Origin of the sequence: Ruegeria sp. R13_0 (assembly GCF_017743995.1) — a bacterium.
In the GTDB taxonomy this organism is placed as follows: Bacteria; Pseudomonadota; Alphaproteobacteria; order Rhodobacterales; family Rhodobacteraceae; genus Ruegeria.
The window spans coordinates 141,718-160,894 of the sequence record NZ_JAGHRB010000006.1; the positions used below are offsets into that span (position 1 = coordinate 141,718).

The window sequence follows — 19,177 nt, forward strand, 5'->3', positions numbered from 1 at the left end:
CGATGACCAAACTGATCGCCATCATCAACGTCATCGCATGGGCCGGGTTCTGGGCGTTTGGGTATATTGCCCTCACCTCCGACGATCTTTCCGAAGGCCAGCTGACCATCGCGGCAATCCTGGCTTTTGCGGGTCTGATCATGGGCGTTCTGGCCTATTTGAAACTGGTCCGCGCGTCTGAGGCGAGCGGATATGCCAAGGGCTCAAACCAATTGGACGCTGCGGCCCGGAACCGGGCGCAGGAAGAATGGGGAAAGTAAGACATGTTCTATCGTGAGGCCGGGGATTTCAAAACCTCGTACATTGCTGACAGCCAGACTTTCCCGATCAAGTTTGACCGGTATCGCTACTATGTCGTGCTGGCGGTGGCGTTCGGGATCATTCCCTTCATCATCAACGATTATTGGGCGAACGCGCTGCTGCTGCCCTTTCTGATCTATGCCATCGCGGCGATCGGGCTCAATATCCTTGTGGGCTATTGCGGGCAGGTCTCGCTGGGCACCGGTGGGTTCATGGCTGTGGGGGCTTATGCCTGCTACAAGCTGATGACCGCTTTCCCGGATGTCAGCATGTTCATCCACGTGATCCTAGCAGGTGGCATCACGGCCTTTGTGGGCGTGTTGTTCGGCCTGCCGAGCCTTCGGATCAAGGGGTTCTATCTGGCGGTGGCGACGCTGGCGGCGCAGTTCTTTCTGGTGTGGCTGTTCAACCGAGTGCCGTGGTTTTACAACTACTCGGCCTCCGGGCAGATCAACGCGCCGGAACGGGACGTGTTTGGTATCATCATCACCGGCCCAAATGCTCCGGCATGGGCGACATATCTGTTCTGCCTGATCTTTCTGACCGTCTGCGCCATCCTTGCACGCAACCTGACGCGGGGCACCACGGGCCGGACATGGATGGCGATCCGCGACATGGATATCGCGGCCGAGATCATCGGCGTGAACCCCCTCAAGGCCAAACTGACCGCCTTTGCCGTCAGCTCGTTCTTTGTGGGCATCGCGGGAGCGCTGTTCTTTGCGGTCTATCTGGGCGCGGTCGAAGTGGGTGAGGTCTTTGGCATCCAGAAATCATTCCTGGTGCTGTTCATGGTCATTATCGGCGGATTAGGGTCTATTTTCGGGTCCTTTGCCGGGGCGGCCTTCTTGGTGCTTCTGCCGGTGGTTCTGAAAGTGGTCGGTGTCGATGTTCTGGGCTGGCCCACGGATATCGTGGCGCACCTGAACCTCGTGATCGTAGGCGCGCTGATCATCATGTTCCTGATCCTTGAACCGCACGGGCTGGCGCAGCTGTGGCGCGTCGCCAAAGAGAAACTCAGACTCTGGCCATTCCCGCACTAGGGACCGGCCCAATCAAAAAAGACGGGTGCAAACGCCCGAAACCACCATCGGATCAATCAAGGGAGGAGACACCCGATGAACAAGACACTGGCAACCATGGCGCTGGGCGCCCTGATGGCCGCAGGGCCGGCGATGGCGGATCTGGTCATCCCAGACCTCAGCTATCGCACCGGGCCTTATGCCGCGGGCGGAATTCCGTTCTCGGACGGCTACAACGACTATTTCACCCTGCTAAACGAGCGCGATGGCGGCATCGGCGGCGTTCCGGTGCGCGTGGTCGAATGCGAGACGGGCTATAACACCGAAAAAGGTGTGGAATGCTATGAATCCACCAAAGGCGAAGGTGCGCTGGTCTATCAGCCGCTGTCCACCGGGATTACCTACCAGCTGATCCCTAAAGTGACCGCCGATGGCATCCCGCTGCACACGATGGGCTATGGCCGGACCTCGGCTGCGAATGGCAAGGTGTTCAGCAATGTGTTCAACTACCCGGCCAACTACTGGAACGGGGCCTCGGGCGCGATCAACTATCTGCTGAGCGAGAATGGCGGAGATCTGAGCGGCAAGAAAATCGCGCTGGTCTACCACAACTCGGCCTATGGCAAGGAACCGATCCGCACACTGGAAATGCTGGCTGAAAAGCACGGCTATGAGCTGTCTCTGCTGCCCGTCGACCACCCCGGTCAGGAGCAGAAATCGCAGTGGCTGCAGATCCGCCGTGAAAAACCGGACTACGTCGTCATGTGGGGCTGGGGCGTCATGAACCAGGTCGCCGTGCAAGAGGCCGCCAACATCCGCTTCCCGATGGAGAATTTCATCGGCGTCTGGTGGTCGGGCGCTGAGTTCGACGTCGAACCGGCAGGCGAAAAAGCCACTGGCTACAAGGCGTTGACCTTCACCGGTCTGGGCGATGATTACCCGGTCTATGATGAGCTGCGCAAATATGTCGTCGATGGCGGCAAAGCAGCCGGTGCGGGCGATCAGCTGGGTGCGGTGCAGTATAACCGTGGCCTCTACGCGGCGATGCTGGCGGCCGAGGCGATCAAGACCGCGCAGGAGATGCACGGAGTCGCCGAAATCACACCAGCGATGATGCGCGACGGTATGGAAGCGCTTGAGATCACCAATGCCAAGATGGAAGGTCTGGGTATGGCTGGTTTCGGGCCTGAATTCTCAGTCAGCTGTGAAAACCACGGCGGTCCCGGTCTGGTTGGTGTTGTTCAGTGGGACGCGTCGACCGGAACCTGGAACAGCATTCAGGATTTCATGCCGACCGATGCCGAAGTGATCGGTCAGCTGATCGCGGAAGACTCCGCCGCTTATGCAGCCGAAAACAACATCGAAGAACGCTGCAACTGATGAACCCTAGGGGCGGCGGGCAGCTGCCGCCCCGACCCAGACACAAGGCATGAGGACACGCGCTGATGCTGGATGCGGCCCAAACCACGGATGTGCAGGCGGAAACCCTGCTTGAGGTCAACAATATCGAGGTGATCTACAATCACGTGATCCTCGTGCTGAAGGGCGTCAGCCTGACGGTTCCCAAAGGCGGCATCACGGCGCTGCTTGGAGGGAATGGTGCTGGCAAGACCACGACGCTTAAGGCGGTGTCGAACCTGCTGCATTCCGAACGGGGCGAGGTTACCAAGGGCTCGATCAAATATCGCGGCCAAAGCGTGCATGAAAGCGACCCGGCGGATCTGGTGGAAAAAGGCGTCATTCAGGTCATGGAAGGCCGCCACTGTTTCGAACACCTCACGGTCGAGGAAAACCTGATGACCGGGGCCTATACACGCAAGGACGGCAATGCCGCGATCCAGAGCGATCTGGAGCTGGTTTACAATTACTTCCCGCGCCTGAAAGAGCGCCGCAAAAGTCAGGCGGGCTATACCTCAGGCGGGGAACAGCAGATGGTCGCGATGGGCCGCGCGTTGATGTCACGGCCCGAGACGATCCTACTGGACGAACCCTCGATGGGGCTTGCCCCGCAGCTGGTCGAAGAGATTTTCGGCATCGTAAGAGATCTGAACGAGAAAGAGGGCGTCTCGTTCCTATTGGCCGAGCAGAACACCAACGTGGCGCTGCGCTTTGCCCATTACGGCTATATTCTGGAATCCGGTCGCGTGGTGATGGACGGCCCTGCTGCCGAACTGCGCGAGAACCCGGATGTGAAGGAATTCTACCTCGGCATGTCGGATGAAGGCCGCAAAAGCTTTCGCGATGTGCGCTCGTACCGCCGCCGCAAGCGGTGGTTGTGATCTGATGGAGGATATGGCGATGACCTATTTCGACGCACTCGAAACGCGCTCGGCGGATCAGCGCGCCTCGGATCAGGCGATGGCGCTGCAGTCGCAACTGGAACGGGCGCGGTCTGCGCCTGGGTTCATGGCGCATTTCGCTGAAACAGACACTAATACGGTGAAAACGGCCGAAGACCTGCCCTTGCTACCGGTGCTGCGGAAATCCGATCTGACCCGCGCGCAGGCCAGCCGCCCGCCTTTTGGCGGCTTTACGGTCAAACCGGCGCGGCACTTTCAGCACGTGTTTCAATCCCCCGGCCCGATCTATGAGCCGGGCAGCACCGACCACGATTGGTGGCGCATGGGCCGGTTCCTGAACGCCGCCGGTGTGGGTGCGGGCGACATTGTTCAGAATTGCTTTGGCTATCATCTGACACCAGCGGGTATGATCTTTGAAAACGGCGCACGCGCAGTTGGCGCGGCTGTTCTACCAGCCGGAACCGGTCAGACCGAGCTGCAGGTGACTGCCGCTCGCGATGTAGGTTGCACGGCCTACGCGGGCACGCCGGACTATCTGAAAGTCATTCTGGACAAGGCCGATGCCATGGGCGTTGCGCTGAGTTTCTCAAAGGCCGCTGTTGGCGGGGGCGCTCTGTTCCCCTCGTTGCGGCAGGAATATGCGGATCGCGGCATTGCCTGTCTGCAATGCTATGCCACGGCCGATCTGGGCAATATCGCCTATGAAAGCGCCGCAATGGAGGGGATGATTCTGGACGAACACGTCATCGTCGAAATCGTCACCCCTGGCACCGGCACTCCGGTTGCGCCCGGTGAGGTTGGCGAGGTCGTGGTGACCTCTCTCAACCCAGATTACCCGCTGATCCGGTTTGCGACCGGCGATCTGTCGGCCATCATGCCGGGTCAGTCACCTTGCGGTCGCACGAACGCTCGGATCATGGGATGGATGGGGCGTGCCGATCAGACCACCAAGATCAAGGGCATGTTCGTCCGGCCCGAGCAGGTGGCCGCGTTGGTCGACAAACATGCCGAGATCGTCAAAGCCCGCGTGATCGCGGCCCGTCAGGGTGAGATGGACACAATGACCGTCCAGATCGAAAGCGCGGGTGGCGATGACATGGCCTATGCGAAATCCGTGGCCGAAGTACTCAAGCTGAAAGGCGCGATCGAGGTTGTGGCCCCCGGGTCCCTGCCCAAGGATGGTCTGGTGATAGAGGATCAACGCGTCTATGACTGATATCTGCGGCGTTTGATGCCGCAGATTTGTTGCAAGATTTGTTGTTCTGGGCACTGGCGTTTCCTAGCGTTTTAGTCGAGAAAGAGGACGCTCTCGCCACCTACAAGCCCGGACAATGGCCCAGATCGAATATTCTGAAAATGGATCACGAAACCGCGGTGTGCGTGGCACGCGGCTTTTGGCGGGTATTGCCTATGTCGTGGCGGCGGCTTGTCTGTTGCCAATGGTCGCGGTGGTTCTGGCGGCGCTGACCGGTGGCACGGAAACCATCTCGCACCTGGCTGAAACCGTGCTGCCCCGCTACACGATGACCACCGCCATATTGGTGGTTCTGGTGGCCGTGGGCACGTTCAGCATCGGGACCGGAGCCGCTTGGCTGGTGACGATGACGCGATTCCCCGGCGTGCGCTTGTTAGAAATCGCGCTGGTCCTGCCCTTGGCCTTCCCGGCCTACGTTCTGGCCTATGCCTACACGTTCATACTGGATCATCCCGGTATCGTGCAGGCCACGCTGCGCGATGTGACAGGTTGGGGGCCACGCGACTACTGGTTCCCCGAAATCCGCTCGACCGAGGGCGCGGCTGTGATGCTGACGCTGGTGCTATATCCCTATGTCTACCTGTTGGCGCGGGCGGCGTTCCTGCAGCAAAGCGCCACCGCGTTTCTGGCGGCGCGGGCGTTGGGAAACAGCCCTTGGCTGGCCTTTCGGCGGGTTTCGCTGCCCATGGCGCGCCCGGCCATTGCCGGAGGCGTTCTTTTGGCGATCATGGAGACCATCGCCGATTTCGGAACCGTCTCGTATTTCGGCGTCCAGACCTTCGCCACGGGCATCTATACCAGCTGGTTCTCACTAGGGGATCGCGCAGGCGCCGCACAGCTGGCCTTGTGTCTGCTGACCTTCGCGCTTGTATTGGCTGTGGCTGAACGCACGCGGCGGGGCAAGGCCAAGTATTATCAGGCGGGCAAGCAACATGCGGCTCTGCCCGCGGCGCAACTGACCGGATGGCGCGCGATCGGGGCCTTTGCCCTCTGCGTCATTCCCGTGTTTTTCGGGTTCCTGCTGCCGGTGGTTGTTCTGTTCGAGATGGGGTTGAAATCCGAACAGAACCTGCTGTCGCCGCGCTACCTCGGCTTCATTCAGAACTCTCTGATCCTCGCCGGGACGGCTGCTGTCATCACCGTTATTGCGGCCGTCAGTGTTGGGTTCTTTCAACGCCTGAGACCGGGGCGGCCTTCGACCATCGCGGGATATATCGCGCGGCTGGGCTATGCGGTGCCGGGTGGGGTGATCGCTGTTGGTCTGCTGGTGCCTTTTGCCAGCTTTGACAATGCGCTGGATGCGTGGATGCGCGCGACATTTGATGTCTCGACGGGCCTGCTGGTCACCGGGTCCATCTGGCTGCTGGTGGCAGCCTATATGGTGCGGTTCCTTGCGGCGGCCTTAAGTGCTTATGAAGGCGGGCAGAGTACGGTTCACGCCAATATGGACGCTGCGGCCCGGTCCTTGGGGCAGACGCCTCTGGGCACGCTCAGGCGGGTGCATCTGCCGATCCTGACGCCCTCATTGCTGACGGCCCTGTTAATCGTCTTTGTCGACGTGATGAAGGAACTGCCCGCAACCCTGATCATGCGTCCCTTCAATTTTGATACGCTGGCAGTGCAGGCCTACCGGCTGGCCTCGGACGAACGGCTCGAGGGGGCGGCGGTGCCATCCTTGGTCATTCTCGCCGTAGGGTTGCTGCCTGTGATCCTGATCTGCCGACAAGTCGGACGGCGGTAACACAGGTTGACGAATTGTGGCCCGCTTGCGCATCGGGCTTGATTCAGCGGCGATTTCCGGCAAGGCTTGGGGTATGAACATGCAGCCTCCCAGCCGGTTCCCTACAAACTCGGCCCAGATGCCCGTCGCGTTCGACCGGCGCGAGATGTCCCATATCCTGTCCGTCTACGGTAAGATGGTCGCCGCCGGAGAATGGCGCGACTACGGAATTTCCAACCTGCGCGACATGGCGATTTTTTCGATCTTCCGACGGACCGCCGAGCATCCCATTTATCGGATCGAGAAACACCCTCGTCTGCGCCACAAGCAAGGGATGTATTCCGTTGTGGGGATGGACGGACGGATCCTGAAACGCGGCCACGATCTGCGCACGGTTCTGAGGGTGCTCGAGCGCAAGCTGATCCGCTCAGTTTCTCCGGATTAGAGCCTTCTATGGGCCGTCACAGGCCCGTCGCCTTGCGTCTCTATGCGCGTTATGGCCTGATCCAAGGCCTCGTAAGCGACCGCCATGTGATGCGCATTGGCATGTAGCAGCATGTTCGGCCCTGAAACCCATGCGACATGCCCTTTCCAAAACAACAGATCGCCGCGTTTGGCTTCTGATCCTTCGGGCAGAGTGATACCAAGGGCCTTTTCCTGATCGCCGCTGTCGCCGGGACAGGCGATACCGCAAGCTAGCAACCCCGCCTGAACCAGCCCCGAACAGTCGATTCCGAACCGACTGTTGCCGCCCCACAGATAGGGAGTGCCCAGAAACAACTCGGCCACAGCGACAGGATCACGGTTCAATTCGGCAATCGGGGCCGTGTGGTTTTTTGGGATGAATCCCAGCTCAGTTTCAACAAATCCATCCGTTTCAGAGAGCGCGTGTACGGAACTGCCAAAACTCAGCGAGGCCAGATCGCGGGTTTTCATATCCGCTTGTTCATAGGCATGCGTCGCAGGCGCAATAATCCTGTGGGTCGCGGTCCGCTGAGGCCCCAATTGGGTCGAGCGAACCCATCCGACATAGCCATCCTTGTCAGCCTTGATATGGCTCCACCCGTTTTGCTGTTCTGAACGTTGTACCGTGTCTCCGAACAGCAACTGACGATCGCGCGGGCCATCGGGGCTGCGCAGCAGATCAGTAACAGGGTCCACGACGCTTAGGCGGGTCATAGGCCCAAGATCTCGGGCAGTGCGGTCAGTAGGGCGCGTGGGCCTTGCCCCAGCCCTCCCTTGCTGCGACCCGGTTGTTTGCTGGGCTGCCAGGAATAGATGTCGAAATGCATGTAATTGCTGTCTTCAACAAAGCGACGCAGGAACAGGGCTGCGGTGATGGAGCCTGCAAACCCGCCCGAAGGCGCGTTGTCCAGATCGGCGATTCCAGGTTCGATCATCGTCTCGTAGGGTTCGTGAAACGGCATACGCCAGACCGGATCGGCGGCTTGGGCGGCAGCCTTGCTCAGTACCCCGGCGGCGCGATCGTCATCTGTATAGAACGGGGCCAGATCGGGCCCCACGGCCACACGGGCCGCACCGGTCAGGGTCGCCATCGAGATCACGAGGTCCGGTTTCCCCTCATCCGCCAGCGCCAGCGCGTCGGCCAAAACCAGCCGCCCCTCGGCATCGGTGTTGTTGATTTCGACGGTCAGGCCCTTGCGAGAGGTCAGGATATCCCCTGGCCGGAAGGCGTTGCCTGCGACCGCATTCTCGACCGCCGGGATCAACACCCGCAGTTGCAACGGCAGGTTCAACGCCATGATCATCCGGGCAAGGCCAAGCACATTGGCGGCCCCGCCCATATCCTTTTTCATTAGACCCATCGACGCGCCCGGTTTCAGGTTCAGCCCGCCCGTGTCGAAACACACACCCTTGCCGACAAGGGTCAGCGTCGGTCCGGCCGCGCCCCAATTCATCTCGATCAGGCGCGGGGCCTGATCTGCGGCGCGCCCGACCGTGTGGATCGTCGGGAAGTTCTGCTCCAGCAACGCGTCGCCGGTGATCGTTTTGCAGGTGGCTCCGAATTCGTCCGCCAACGCCTCGGCTGCCGCTTGCAGTTGATCCGGCCCCATATCAGAGGCTGGCGTGTTGACCAGATCGCGGGTCAGCGCCTCGGCATTTGCCAGTACCTCCAACCGCGCGGCATCAACGCCTTGAGGCGCAACCAGACGCGCTTTGGCGGCGGATTGAGGGGCATAACGATCAAAGGCGTAACCGGTCAGCAACCAGCCCAGACACTCCATCTCCAGATGCTCCGCCGGGACGCCGGCCGCGATGTGGTAGCTGCCTTCGGGCAGCGCATCCGCCGCAGCAGCCAGAGGGAACCGCTTGCGGGCGCGCTTGCCCTCGGTCCCGTATCCGGTCAGCGCGAACCCCGCACCGCCGTCCGTACTTGGCACCGTCAGGACCTGACCCAGCGCGCCCTTGAACCCGTTCGCTGCAACCCAATTTCGGATGTGATCGGACTGACCGGCCAGCCATTCGTCCAGATCAGGTTGCGCCACCACATGCAGCGGCACAGAGGTGTCAGAGGGTCGGGCAAAGCTGAGGGTCATAGGCGTCTCGGGCTGAGTGAATTTGCGACCAGACTATCCGCCTGCGGCCTGCCCGCAACCCCCGTCACACCGAAAGGTCTTGCTGATCCCAGATCGCGGTCAGTGAGCGCTCTCCAACCCGGATCAACCGACCCAGCGTTGCACCTGCTGCAACCGCATCGCCCGCATCCACAGCACCGGTGACATCGCCCGCAACCCGCGCCAGCGCCGTCATTCCGATCTGATCGGCGATTGCCACCAGCGATTTGGAGCATTTGCGCAATGCCTCCCAATCGCGCTGCCGCCAGTGCCGTTCGCAATTCGACAGGCGCACAGCCAATTCCTCGACCGTGCGGCAAAGCACGTCCAGCGCGTTCTTGTCGCCCAATTGCCGGCACAGCCCGCTGAGGCGATCCGGATCCAGTCGCACGGTTTCTTTGTGTTCAAGCCTGAGTATGTTTTCCACCACATTCACCCTAGTTTCATCGCCCCCACGGCGTGGCATTGATCCTTGCTGTCAATTCCTTTGCAAAACCTTGCGATGAATTTGGATAATGGCTCGAATTTTTCTTGAATTCGGTTTACAGCAGCCTACGCAACGAAAGACGGGAATGCCGAAATGGATTTAGCCAAGCCTTTGCCAACCTATCTGGTGAAACGGTATCACGGCTGGAAAGCAACGACCTATTCCGAAAATCAGGTCTGGTATCGGCGTTTGGCCGACGAGGGGCAGCGCCCCCGTGCGATGGTCGTTTCCTGTTGCGACAGCCGGGTTCACGTGACCTCGATCTTCGGTGCCGATCAGGGTGAGTTCTTCATTCACCGCAACATCGCCAACCTCGTGCCGCCTTACGCTCCGGATGGCGATCACCACGGGACCAGTGCAGCCATCGAATACGCCGTGACCGCGTTGAAAGTGGCGCATCTGATCGTGCTAGGCCATTCGCAATGCGGTGGGGTGCAGGGCTGTATCGACATGTGCAAAGGGCAGGCCCCGCAGCTGGAAGCGAAAGAGAGCTTTGTTGGCCGTTGGATGGACATCCTCAAGCCCAAGTTTGAACAGGTTGCGGATATCGAAGATGGCGTCGAGCAGGCCCGCCAGTTTGAACGTCAGGCCGTTGTTGCGTCGCTGGAAAACCTGATGACCTTCCCGTTTGTCTCCGAGGCGGTCAAGAACGACACGCTCAGCCTGCACGGGCTTTGGACAGATATCGGCGCGGGCGGGTTGGAGTGTTTCGATCCCTACCAGAAAAAGTTCGTTCCGGTCTGACGCCCGAATGTCGCGGTAAGTGGCAGTATCGTCCAATTTTCTATGATATGCTCCGGACAAAGGAATTACCCTTTGGAGCATATTATGAAATTGATAAAACGCGTTTTTCTTGGCCTGATCCTTCTTGTGCTGGCGCTGGTCGGCATTGCGTACCTGCTGCCCTCAAAAGCTGATGTATCCCGCAGCATCACCATCAACGCGTCGCCTGAGGCGATCTTTCCCTATGTGAACTCGATGCAGCAGACCGAGCAATGGTCGCCCTGGCTGCACCGGGACCCCGAGACGAAGCTGACCTATTCCGGGCCAGAGTCGGGGGTGGGGAATATCTTGAACTGGAGCTCTGACGACCCTCAGGTCGGCACCGGATCGCAGGAGATCGTGGCGAGCGTCGAAAACCAAAGCGTCCAGACCGCGCTTGACTTCGGCCCGATGGGGACGGCCTCGGCCGTATTCCTGCTGCAGCCCGATGGAGATCAAACTCTGGTGACATGGGGCTTCGAGTCTGAATTGGGCATGAACCCGATGTCCCGTTGGATGGGGGTGATGATGGACCGTTGGCTTGGCCCGGACTATGAGCGTGGACTGATGAACCTCAAGGTTTTGGTGGAAGGGCAGGGGTGATTATCTAAGATCCATCCCCTCGGGCCAGTTCAACTCCAAATCCAGTGTGACTGTTTTGGTTTCTGCGGGTGCCAAATCCATTTGCCATTCCAGAATGCCACGCCTGTTGTCTTTGTTTTCTTCGTTGGGGCGGGGCTGGGTGCTCCAGGCGATCTCAAGATCGTCCTGTTCGGAATAGGGAACCCGATCCAGAAGACGCAAAGGCCAGCTTTGATCCGTCAGGTTTTCAACACGGATCTCGACCTTTTCAACATGCTGATTGGATCGCGTGATGATTCCGGCATCGCCGCTGCTACGGTTCAGGATCTTCCGGGACAGCGTCAGGCCATGGATCGGTCCAAAGCCCATTTCAACCTCTTGCCTTGGGCCGATTTCCATTGATTCCCCGGCCGAGACAAGAACGCCATCGACAAACCAACGCGCATAGACCGAGGTCGGAAGTTTCTGATCCATCGGGTTGGTGAAACGGGCCGTTCTATAGGCGGATGTATCGCGCGCAGGCACACCGAGGGCGAATATCTCAGCACTTTGGCTGGTCGAATCCAGCGCCACATTGGTCACTTCGTCACCGGTTGAGACCGAGATCGGCGCAGGCAGTGTATATGTCACACCTGTTCCCGCAACCGAGGATGTCTGCGGCAAGCCCGACACGCGTTCCTCAACGATAACAGGCGCTTCGACAACCGGTTCTGCAAGGCTTGCGAAGTTCTGCACGCTTTTCGGGGCGGGCGGTGTCTCTTGAATGCTGCGACGCCATGTCGGTAACCAGGATGCGGCGTTCTGGCCCGTGGGGGCAATGGTTGAAACATGCAGGGTCACGTCGCGCCAGTTTTCCCCGGTGTCCTGTGAGATCAGGATGTTACGGTCGATCCGAACGGTTGGTTCGTCTTCAGTTGTTAGGTGGAACTCGTACGCGGGTTGCCACTCCGCCGCGTAGGCGTCGATATAGGAAACGGTCACGTCGCCCTGCGTCGCTTGCGTGACCCCGACGTCTACGGCGACGTAGATATGGGCCGTGGCTTCCGGAATCAGCGCGGCCAGTTCGGCTTGCGCGACCTCAAGGTCTTCTTCCAATTGCTCAAGCCGGCGTTCGATGTCGCGGGCCTCGATCTCCGCCGTCTGGATCTGCTGTTCCGCCCCAAGGGATTCTTCGGCGATCATGCGTGCGATGTCGCGCAGGTTCTGGGGGTCGGCGGTCAAACCTTCATTCTGTCCAAGATGCCCCAGAAACACGAGCGATTGCTGCGCGGCCTCACCGCGCAAACGCGCTGCCGCGGCTTCGTCAAGGACAGCGGTGATCTGATCCTGTATGGCTTCGATCCGATCCTCGGCTTCGCGGATCTCATCGCTTTTGCGGTCCTGAATCGGCAGGCTGTCATAGCGCCAGATAGAGGCCGTCTGTTCCAGACCTTCTGTCAGAATCTGTATCGTTTCCAACGGGTTGCCGCCATCTGCGGGGATACCCTGAATGACAAGGCGATGGGTCCCGGCGGGAAGGTCGTAAGATCCTGTCCGAATGATCTCGGCGCCCGAGGGATAGACGGTGACTTCGCTGACCTGCGTGTCGATCAGGAATGTTTCGGCATGTAGCGCAGTTGGCGCGAGCGCCAGCAGGTAAATCAGAGGTTTCATAATCGCTCTCAGAAATCGGGTCCGTTTTTCCACGAAGGTTGCAGGCACGGGCCTTTTCCGCAAGCGCAAAGAAAAGGGCCGTTTCTAACGAAACGGCCCCTTGCGAAAACTATCAGGTCACGCGTCAGCCCTTCTTCAGAACCTCACGGCCCAGAAGCTCGGCAATCTGAACGGCGTTCAGGGCGGCACCCTTGCGCAGGTTGTCCGAGACGCACCACAGGTTGATGCCGTTTTCAACGGTCGAGTCCTGACGGATACGGCTGATGAAGGTTGCGAAGTCGCCAACGCATTCGGTGGGCGAGACGTAGCCGCCGGCCTCACGCTTGTCGATCACCATGATACCCGGTGCTTCGCGCAGGATATCGCGGGCTTCGTCTTCGTCGAGGAATTCTTCGAACTCGATGTTCACGGCCTCGGAGTGGCCAACAAACACGGGCACGCGGACGCAGGTGGCCGTGACCTTGATCGATGGATCGACGATCTTCTTGGTCTCGACAACCATCTTCCACTCTTCCTTGGTCGAGCCGTCTTCCATGAAGACGTCGATCTGAGGGATGACGTTGAATGCGATCTGCTTCTGGAACTTCTTCGGCTCAACCTCATTGATCGGGTTGTAGACGGCCTTGGTCTGTTCCCACAGCTCGTCCATGCCCTCTTTGCCTGCACCGGACACCGACTGATAGGTCGACACAACAACGCGTTTGATCTTGGCGCGGTCATGCAGTGGCTTCAGCGCGACGACCATCTGCGCGGTCGAGCAGTTGGGGTTGGCGATGATGTTCTTGTTTTTGTAGTCGTGGATCGCCTGCGGGTTGCACTCGGGCACGATCAGCGGGATCTCGGGGTCGTAGCGATAGAGCGACGAGTTGTCGATCACCACGCAGCCCGCCGCAGCGGCCTTGGGCGCATAATCCTTGGTCGCGGCAGAGCCTACGGCGAACAGGGCCATATCCCAGCCGGTGAAATCAAAGGTGTCCAGGTCTTTGGTCGTGAGTGTCTTGTCGCCAAATGTCACCTCAGTACCCAGCGAACGACGGCTCGCCAGCACGGCAATTTCGTCCACGGGGAACTGGCGTTCCGCCAGGATGTTCAGCATTTCGCGGCCCACATTACCTGTGGCGCCGACGACGACGACGCGATAGCCCATTTCATGTCTCCAAAGTTAAGGACGCGCGTTCATAGCCGCGTTGCCGTCGGGACAAAAGGGCTTTTGCGCCGTATTTCGACGAATGACGCCGATTTGAGGCGCTTCAAGCGCTCAGCAGGCGCATGTAGAGGGCCACGAGGGTCTGTGCTTCGCCTTGGATATCGAAATTCTGCTCAACATGGGCGCGGGCGGCCTGTCCGGCCTGAGACAGGGAATCACGGTTTTCCAACATTTCCGCGGCCGCATCGGCCAGTGCCAGGATGTCACCCGGGGTCACCACCCGGCCCAGAGACGGGTCGGTCACGATCTCGGAAAACGCGCCGACATCGGTTGCGACAACTGGCACGCCGCAGGCCATCGCCTCAAGCGGGGTGAGGCCGAAACCTTCCCACCGTTGGGGGGCAATGAACAGGTCCAGCACCTGATACCATTCTGCAATCTGATCGACCGTCACCTCGGGCATGAAGAGGATACGGTCCAACAGGCCCGCCTTGGCGACCTTGTCTTTCTGCTCGGCCAGAAAGCCCGTGTGTTTTTCCGTCGCGCGGCCCATGACGATGCCCGAGACGTCTTGGGACCGGGCACAAAGATCAATCATGGCGTCGACGAAAGCGTCCGTGCCTTTTTGATGGCGGATGCGGCCGTAGCAGCCCAGCAGCAGGCCATCTGGTAACCCTAGCTGTGCGCGAAGGGCGGCTTTGTTCTCAGTTGGGGTAAAGTCGTGCAAGTTGATGCCGTGCATGATCACTTGCGCGTCTCGTTCCAGATAGCCTGCGGTCTTGCGCGAGGTCGCGACAATCGCATCCATCTTGTCGATCAGCCATTTGGTATAACCCGTATGCGCCCGCTGCGAGGCGCTGGTGAACAGCAGTTTCAGCTTCAACCGGAAGATATTGCACAGGATCAGGCCCAGCAGCATCTCGGTATTGCGGCGCGCATGCCAGACCCGCAGCGTGCGACGGGACAGAAAGGGTAGGCGGCCCAGCGGGATATGCGGAATGTCAGCGGGTAGCCCCGGCCCGGTAGCGGCGATGTCGATCTGTTGCGCCTGCAAAGGGACCAGCCGCGCAATCGTTGCCGTCACGCCCGAAAGCCTGCGTTTGAGATTGGGGGCTATGACGACGGGGTCTTTCACCGGGCTCTCCTGATCGTTGCGTCAGTCGACGCTATCCCGGCTGAATAGATAGATCATGCATCCAATGGCAAGGGTCACGGCGAAAAAGCCGAATATCGCCGTATAGGGGGCCGTCGGGCTGACGTCGGTATAAGCGGCGTGAATCTGCCCGGTGGCAAATTGCGCAAGCCCTACGCCGCCGATGCCGAAAAGGTTCAGCAAGGTCACGCCACGCCCGGTCAGATGCGGCGGGATGAAGGCTCGACCATGCGCCATGATGACTGGAAAGCTCGCGCCCAGAAACCCGATCAGCGACAACATCACGACCGAGACCCAGACGGCGCTATCGACCCACAGGCACAAAAGCCCAAGCGCCACCGCACAGAGGACATTGCCGCCGACAATCACCCATTTGCGGGTGCCCAGAAGACGGTCCAACGGTCCGTAGACAAAAGTCCCCGCGATCATCGCAGTTCCCATCACCAACGTGGCCGTCCCGATCTGCGTGGTGGTCAGGCTGAACACGTCGTTCAGATAGGGCCCCGCCCAAAGTCCGCGCAGTGCAGCCGCCGGAGCGTAAGCGACCAGCATCAAGGGCAGAATGAGCCACAAGGCAGGCTCTTTCAGCAGATCCAGCAAAGATCCTTTGTGGTCGGTCTCGACCTTTTTCGGATCACGCACGCTGAACCAGATGCCCAAGGCGATTGCGGCGGACAGAACCGCCAACCCAACCATCGTGGCGCGCCAGCCCATCAGCTCGACAGCTAGCGCGGTTGGGTAGGACGCGACCAGATTACCAACCGACCCGACGCCCAGCATCAGCGCCGCAAGCGTGGCGAACCGAGCTGGGGGGAACTCGCGCGCAAAGATGAAGTACGAGGCCATCAGAACCGGGGAACAACCAACACCGATCAGGGCCATCGCGATGCTGACATGCAGCGGGCTGGTGGCGGCGGCAAAAACAAGCGCCCCTCCGGCCCCGCCGATCAGCAGCAGGACGGATGCGCTGAGCCGTGGTCCAATACGGTCCAGCGCCCAGCCCACCGGCAGCTGCATCGCGGCAAAGACCAGAAACCAAAGGCCCGAGGCGAAGGCCAGATCCTCGGGCGAGGCTCCGATATCACGCGCCAGATCAAGGCTGAGAACGGCAAGGAACGCGCGAAAAAACTGGCTCAGGACATAAGCCAGACATAGTACAACCAAACCTGCCTGCATGAACGGCCCCTTCCTGCGCATTTCCACCGCCCTGATTGGCACGCCGTGGCAAAACGCACAAGCACGTGTACTATGTTGCAAGGGGAGGACAGCGATCACATTCGGGCTAGCTTAACCTCCAATTGGAACAAAGGGGGGACGATGAAAGACCTCCATTCAGATTTTTACGAGACCCTGCCGCTTTGGCACGATTTTACCCTTCTGTCGGACCCGGCGCAGTTTGCCTCGGTTCCGGATGATTGGGTTGTGGGTGTTGCCGACATTGTGGATTCGACGACGCAGATTGCGCAGGGACGGTACAAAACCGTCAACATGGTCGGCGCTGCGGTGATCTCGACCATGATCAACGCTTTGGAGAACAAGCCTTTTCCTTATGTCTTTGGGGGCGACGGGGCTGGCTTTGCCGTGCCCCCCAGTGCGGTGGATATCGCGGCGGGGGCGTTGGCAACCCTGCGGCGCTGGGCCGAAGAGGAGTTTGAGATGCCGTTGCGCGCGGCCCTCGTTCCGGTGGCCGAGTTGCGCAAGGCTGGGAAAGACCTGAGGGTGGCGCGCTATGCCCCGTCTTCCGGGGTGGACTATGCCATGTTCTCGGGCGGAGGTCTGGCTTGGGCCGAGGCGCAGATGAAGTCCGGGCACTATTCGGTTGAGCCCGCCGCGCCCAACGCGCAACCAAACCTGACCGGCCTGTCCTGCCGCTGGTCCAACAGTCCTGCGCAGCATGGCCAGATCGTTTCGGTCGTGGTGCAGCCGACGGCCCAGGCGACCGAGCGGGATTTTGCGGATCTGGCGCAATCCGTTGTCACTATGGCAGCCGAGCTGGATCGTTCGGGGCATCCGGTTCCGGAAAACGGACCTCCGATGACATGGCCGCCGCCGGATGTTGGGCTGGATGCCCATGTCTCGCGCGCGGGGGGCAATCTGTTTGCGCAAAAGCTGAAACTGCTTGGGCAGAACCTGTTGATCGCCCTGTTATTTCTGACGGGCAAGCGGTTGGGGCAGTTCGAACCCGGTCACTATCGGCGGATGGTCAGCCAAAACGCAGACTACCGCAAATTCGACGATGGCCTGAAAATGACGCTGGACTGTGACCCTGCCACGTTGGATCGCCTCCAGCGTATGCTGGATGAAGCCCGCGGGCGCGGCAAAATCCGCTACGGCCTGCACGTACAGGATGAGGCGATGATGACCTGCTTCGTCCCCTCAGCCATGCGGGACGATCATGTTCATTTCGTGGATGGGGCTTCGGGTGGATATGCAAAAGCCGCCGAGGCGATGCGGCGATAGCTTACCGGATTTGGCTTTAAACTGTTACTTATCAGTATCTTACAAACCTTCCCTCTCGGGGCGACTTGAGACTTCCCGCTTTTTCGGCGATGATTCAGCATGTCCGATCAACTCCCCTTGGTATCGCGATCCCTGCCCATCGCTTTGTTGCGCGCCCGAGAAAGGGTGATGGGCCCTATTCGCAAATTACTGATTGATGCCGGGGTGACCGAGCAGCAATGGCGCGTGCTGCGCTTGCTGAAAGAAGAAGGTGCAAGTGAGCCGACGGATATCTCGGAACGGGCCTGCCTGTTGTTGCCAAGCCTGACGCGCATCCTGCAAAAACTGGAAGACAAGGGCCTGATCAAGCGTCGCTGTCACCCAAAGGATCGGCGTCGTCAGATCGTCGAGATCACCGCGAAGGGGGAACAGATCATTCAGGACAATCTGACGGGCATTGTTCAACAGGCCGATCGCATGCGCGCGCATCTTGGTCCCGAAAAGCACGAAACGCTTCTGGATATCCTCAACGAGCTGAAAAACTTCAAAGAGTAACCCCAGAGTTAAAACCCCGCCGGAGAAGGTAGGGGGAATTCTCCGGCGGGGTGGCCAGACCCGGGTTGGATTCTGTGCCTGGCCCAAGGCCGTTGCGTGTCGTCTTACCCGACGGCCCGGCCCACGTGTCGGAAGGCGCGTCAGTCCTGAAATAGGGTCTAACACGGGCGAAACTCCCAGGGGGATGGGCGTATTCGCCTGCCGTCTCCGATACGTTCGCGTCCCAATGCCGACATGTTGAGGCGTCCGCAAGAGGTATCTTCAGGTCACTTCAGTCGTATTGATCTTTCCGGCAGAACTTCTGTGCCGGGCAGGTGGTGGGGGTGCCATCAATTCTTTAATCTACTAGGCGAACTAGCGCGATTTTACCTGTTTCCAAGGGATTCATACGCCCAGATGCGCCGCCGCAGGAATTGGGCGGCTTTGCGCCTGATCTCGCCGCAAATGTCGGCGTGAACCGGCGCATCGCTACGTCTTGCCAGTTGCGTGCCAGACGATAAGCTGCGCGGCGCAACACTCAAGGGATCGCCATGCCGCATCTGTTTTCTCTACCTGAACCCATCTCGATCCCCGTGGTCGGCGAACAGGCGACCTATCCCATCGGTCGGATTTTCTGCGTTGGGCGCAACTATGCGGCGCATGCCGCCGAAATGGGCCATGAGGTAGACCGCGAGGCACCGTTCTATTTCACCAAGTCGCCCGCAAACGCCATTCTGACCGGAGCGAGCGTGCCGTACCCGCCGGGTACCGAGAATTACCACCACGAGATGGAGCTGGCCGTCGCCATCGGTCGCCCCGTGTTCCGCGCCACCCCTGCAGAGGCGTGGGAAGCGGTATATGGCTATGGATGCGCGCTGGATATGACCCGCCGCGATCTGCAGATCCGCGAACGCAACAAGCAGCGCCCTTGGGATCTGGGTAAGGATGTGGAGAACGGCGCTGTCTTTGCGCCTTTGACCCGAGCCGCCGAGTGGTCCCCAGAGGACAACAAGCGCATTCACCTGAACGTCAACGCCGAGGTTAGGCAGGACGCGACATTGCAGGAGTTGATCTGGAAAATTGATGAGATCATCTGCCACCTGTCCGGTTTCTATCACCTGCGCCCCAGCGACGTGATCCTGACCGGCACCCCCGCCGGGGTAGGGCCGGTTGCTGCAGGGGATGAGATTGAAGGTGGGATTGAAGGGCTGGAGCGTATTCATCTGACCCTGACGGATCCAGAATAGAGC

Annotated in this window: 19 protein-coding genes; 12 read left to right on the top strand and 7 right to left on the bottom strand. The window is 59.9% G+C overall.

Translation table 11 applies throughout. The features are described 5' to 3' along the window. Positions 1-2: 2 nt before the first annotated feature. The 7 genes from J7394_RS09740 (at position 3) to J7394_RS09770 (ending at position 7,039) form a co-directional block, all read left to right on the top strand. Positions 3-260 (top strand): hypothetical protein, encoded by a 258-nt coding sequence (locus tag J7394_RS09740; protein WP_170380264.1) that lies wholly within the window; start codon positions 3-5, stop codon positions 258-260. A gap of 3 nt (positions 261-263) precedes the next feature. Then, a complete protein-coding gene (locus J7394_RS09745) occupies positions 264-1,340 on the top strand; it encodes a branched-chain amino acid ABC transporter permease (protein WP_170765089.1) in 1,077 nt (358 codons plus the stop codon). A gap of 75 nt (positions 1,341-1,415) precedes the next feature. After that, positions 1,416-2,699, top strand: a complete 1,284-nt coding sequence (locus J7394_RS09750) for an ABC transporter substrate-binding protein (RefSeq protein WP_209252661.1) — start codon at positions 1,416-1,418, stop codon at positions 2,697-2,699. 65 nt (positions 2,700-2,764) lie between these two features. Beyond that, complete coding sequence (locus tag J7394_RS09755) at positions 2,765-3,598, top strand: ABC transporter ATP-binding protein (RefSeq protein WP_209252663.1); 834 nt, start codon at positions 2,765-2,767, stop codon at positions 3,596-3,598. Positions 3,599-3,617: 19 nt separating this feature from the next. Then, entirely contained in the window at positions 3,618-4,835 is a 1,218-nt protein-coding gene (locus tag J7394_RS09760; protein ID WP_209252854.1) for a phenylacetate--CoA ligase family protein, read from the top strand. Between the two features lie 115 nt (positions 4,836-4,950). Further along, positions 4,951-6,615 (top strand): iron ABC transporter permease, encoded by a 1,665-nt coding sequence (locus J7394_RS09765; RefSeq protein WP_209252665.1) that lies wholly within the window; start codon positions 4,951-4,953, stop codon positions 6,613-6,615. 73 nt (positions 6,616-6,688) lie between these two features. Then, entirely contained in the window at positions 6,689-7,039 is a 351-nt protein-coding gene (locus J7394_RS09770; RefSeq protein ID WP_209252855.1) for a DUF2794 domain-containing protein, read from the top strand. On the opposite strand, the gene J7394_RS09775 is transcribed toward J7394_RS09770, so the two are convergent. The 3 genes from J7394_RS09775 to J7394_RS09785 all read right to left on the bottom strand — a co-directional run bounded on the left by J7394_RS09775 (position 7,036) and on the right by J7394_RS09785 (position 9,606). Further along, positions 7,036-7,773, bottom strand: coding sequence for a C40 family peptidase (locus J7394_RS09775; protein ID WP_209252667.1), 738 nt, complete (start codon positions 7,771-7,773; stop codon positions 7,036-7,038). The two genes, J7394_RS09770 and J7394_RS09775, sit on opposite strands and share 4 nt — an antisense overlap. Next, positions 7,770-9,152 (bottom strand): M17 family metallopeptidase, encoded by a 1,383-nt coding sequence (locus J7394_RS09780; protein ID WP_209252669.1) that lies wholly within the window; start codon positions 9,150-9,152, stop codon positions 7,770-7,772. Before J7394_RS09780 ends, J7394_RS09775 begins: the two co-directional genes overlap by 4 nt. A gap of 64 nt (positions 9,153-9,216) precedes the next feature. Further along, positions 9,217-9,606 (bottom strand): hypothetical protein, encoded by a 390-nt coding sequence (locus J7394_RS09785; protein WP_209252856.1) that lies wholly within the window; start codon positions 9,604-9,606, stop codon positions 9,217-9,219. A 144-nt stretch (positions 9,607-9,750) separates the two neighbouring features. Between J7394_RS09785 and J7394_RS09790 the strand changes: the two genes are divergently transcribed. Both J7394_RS09790 and J7394_RS09795 read left to right on the top strand, forming a co-directional pair. Beyond that, entirely contained in the window at positions 9,751-10,401 is a 651-nt protein-coding gene (locus tag J7394_RS09790) for a carbonic anhydrase (RefSeq protein WP_209252671.1), read from the top strand. 84 nt (positions 10,402-10,485) lie between these two features. Further along, positions 10,486-11,022: an SRPBCC family protein gene (locus tag J7394_RS09795; RefSeq protein WP_209252673.1), complete on the top strand. Its 537-nt coding sequence runs from the start codon at positions 10,486-10,488 to the stop codon at positions 11,020-11,022. Here the strand turns inward: J7394_RS09795 and J7394_RS09800 are convergent, their stop codons facing one another. The 4 genes from J7394_RS09800 to J7394_RS09815 all read right to left on the bottom strand — a co-directional run bounded on the left by J7394_RS09800 (position 11,023) and on the right by J7394_RS09815 (position 16,130). Beyond that, positions 11,023-12,654 carry a DUF4139 domain-containing protein gene (locus tag J7394_RS09800; protein WP_209252675.1) on the bottom strand — a complete coding sequence of 544 codons (1,632 nt, stop codon included), beginning with the start codon at positions 12,652-12,654 and terminating at the stop codon, positions 11,023-11,025. It abuts the gene before it with no gap. Positions 12,655-12,778: 124 nt separating this feature from the next. Continuing rightward, positions 12,779-13,801: an aspartate-semialdehyde dehydrogenase gene (locus J7394_RS09805; protein ID WP_170380274.1), complete on the bottom strand. Its 1,023-nt coding sequence runs from the start codon at positions 13,799-13,801 to the stop codon at positions 12,779-12,781. A 103-nt stretch (positions 13,802-13,904) separates the two neighbouring features. After that, positions 13,905-14,936, bottom strand: a complete 1,032-nt coding sequence (locus tag J7394_RS09810) for a glycosyltransferase (RefSeq protein WP_209252677.1) — start codon at positions 14,934-14,936, stop codon at positions 13,905-13,907. 21 nt (positions 14,937-14,957) lie between these two features. Next, positions 14,958-16,130, bottom strand: coding sequence for an MFS transporter (locus J7394_RS09815; protein WP_209252679.1), 1,173 nt, complete (start codon positions 16,128-16,130; stop codon positions 14,958-14,960). Positions 16,131-16,271: 141 nt separating this feature from the next. On the opposite strand from J7394_RS09815, the gene J7394_RS09820 reads away from it, so the two are divergent. The 3 genes from J7394_RS09820 to J7394_RS09830 all read left to right on the top strand — a co-directional run bounded on the left by J7394_RS09820 (position 16,272) and on the right by J7394_RS09830 (position 19,174). Then, the gene (locus J7394_RS09820) at positions 16,272-17,414 is read left to right on the top strand and encodes a DUF3095 domain-containing protein (protein ID WP_209252681.1); all 1,143 of its coding nucleotides are present in this window, start codon (positions 16,272-16,274) and stop codon (positions 17,412-17,414) included. Between the two features lie 99 nt (positions 17,415-17,513). Then, positions 17,514-17,948, top strand: a complete 435-nt coding sequence (gene hpaR, locus J7394_RS09825; protein ID WP_170380277.1) for a homoprotocatechuate degradation operon regulator HpaR — start codon at positions 17,514-17,516, stop codon at positions 17,946-17,948. Positions 17,949-18,478: 530 nt separating this feature from the next. Beyond that, positions 18,479-19,174: a fumarylacetoacetate hydrolase family protein gene (locus tag J7394_RS09830; protein ID WP_209252683.1), complete on the top strand. Its 696-nt coding sequence runs from the start codon at positions 18,479-18,481 to the stop codon at positions 19,172-19,174. The last annotated feature ends 3 nt before the right edge of the window (positions 19,175-19,177 follow it).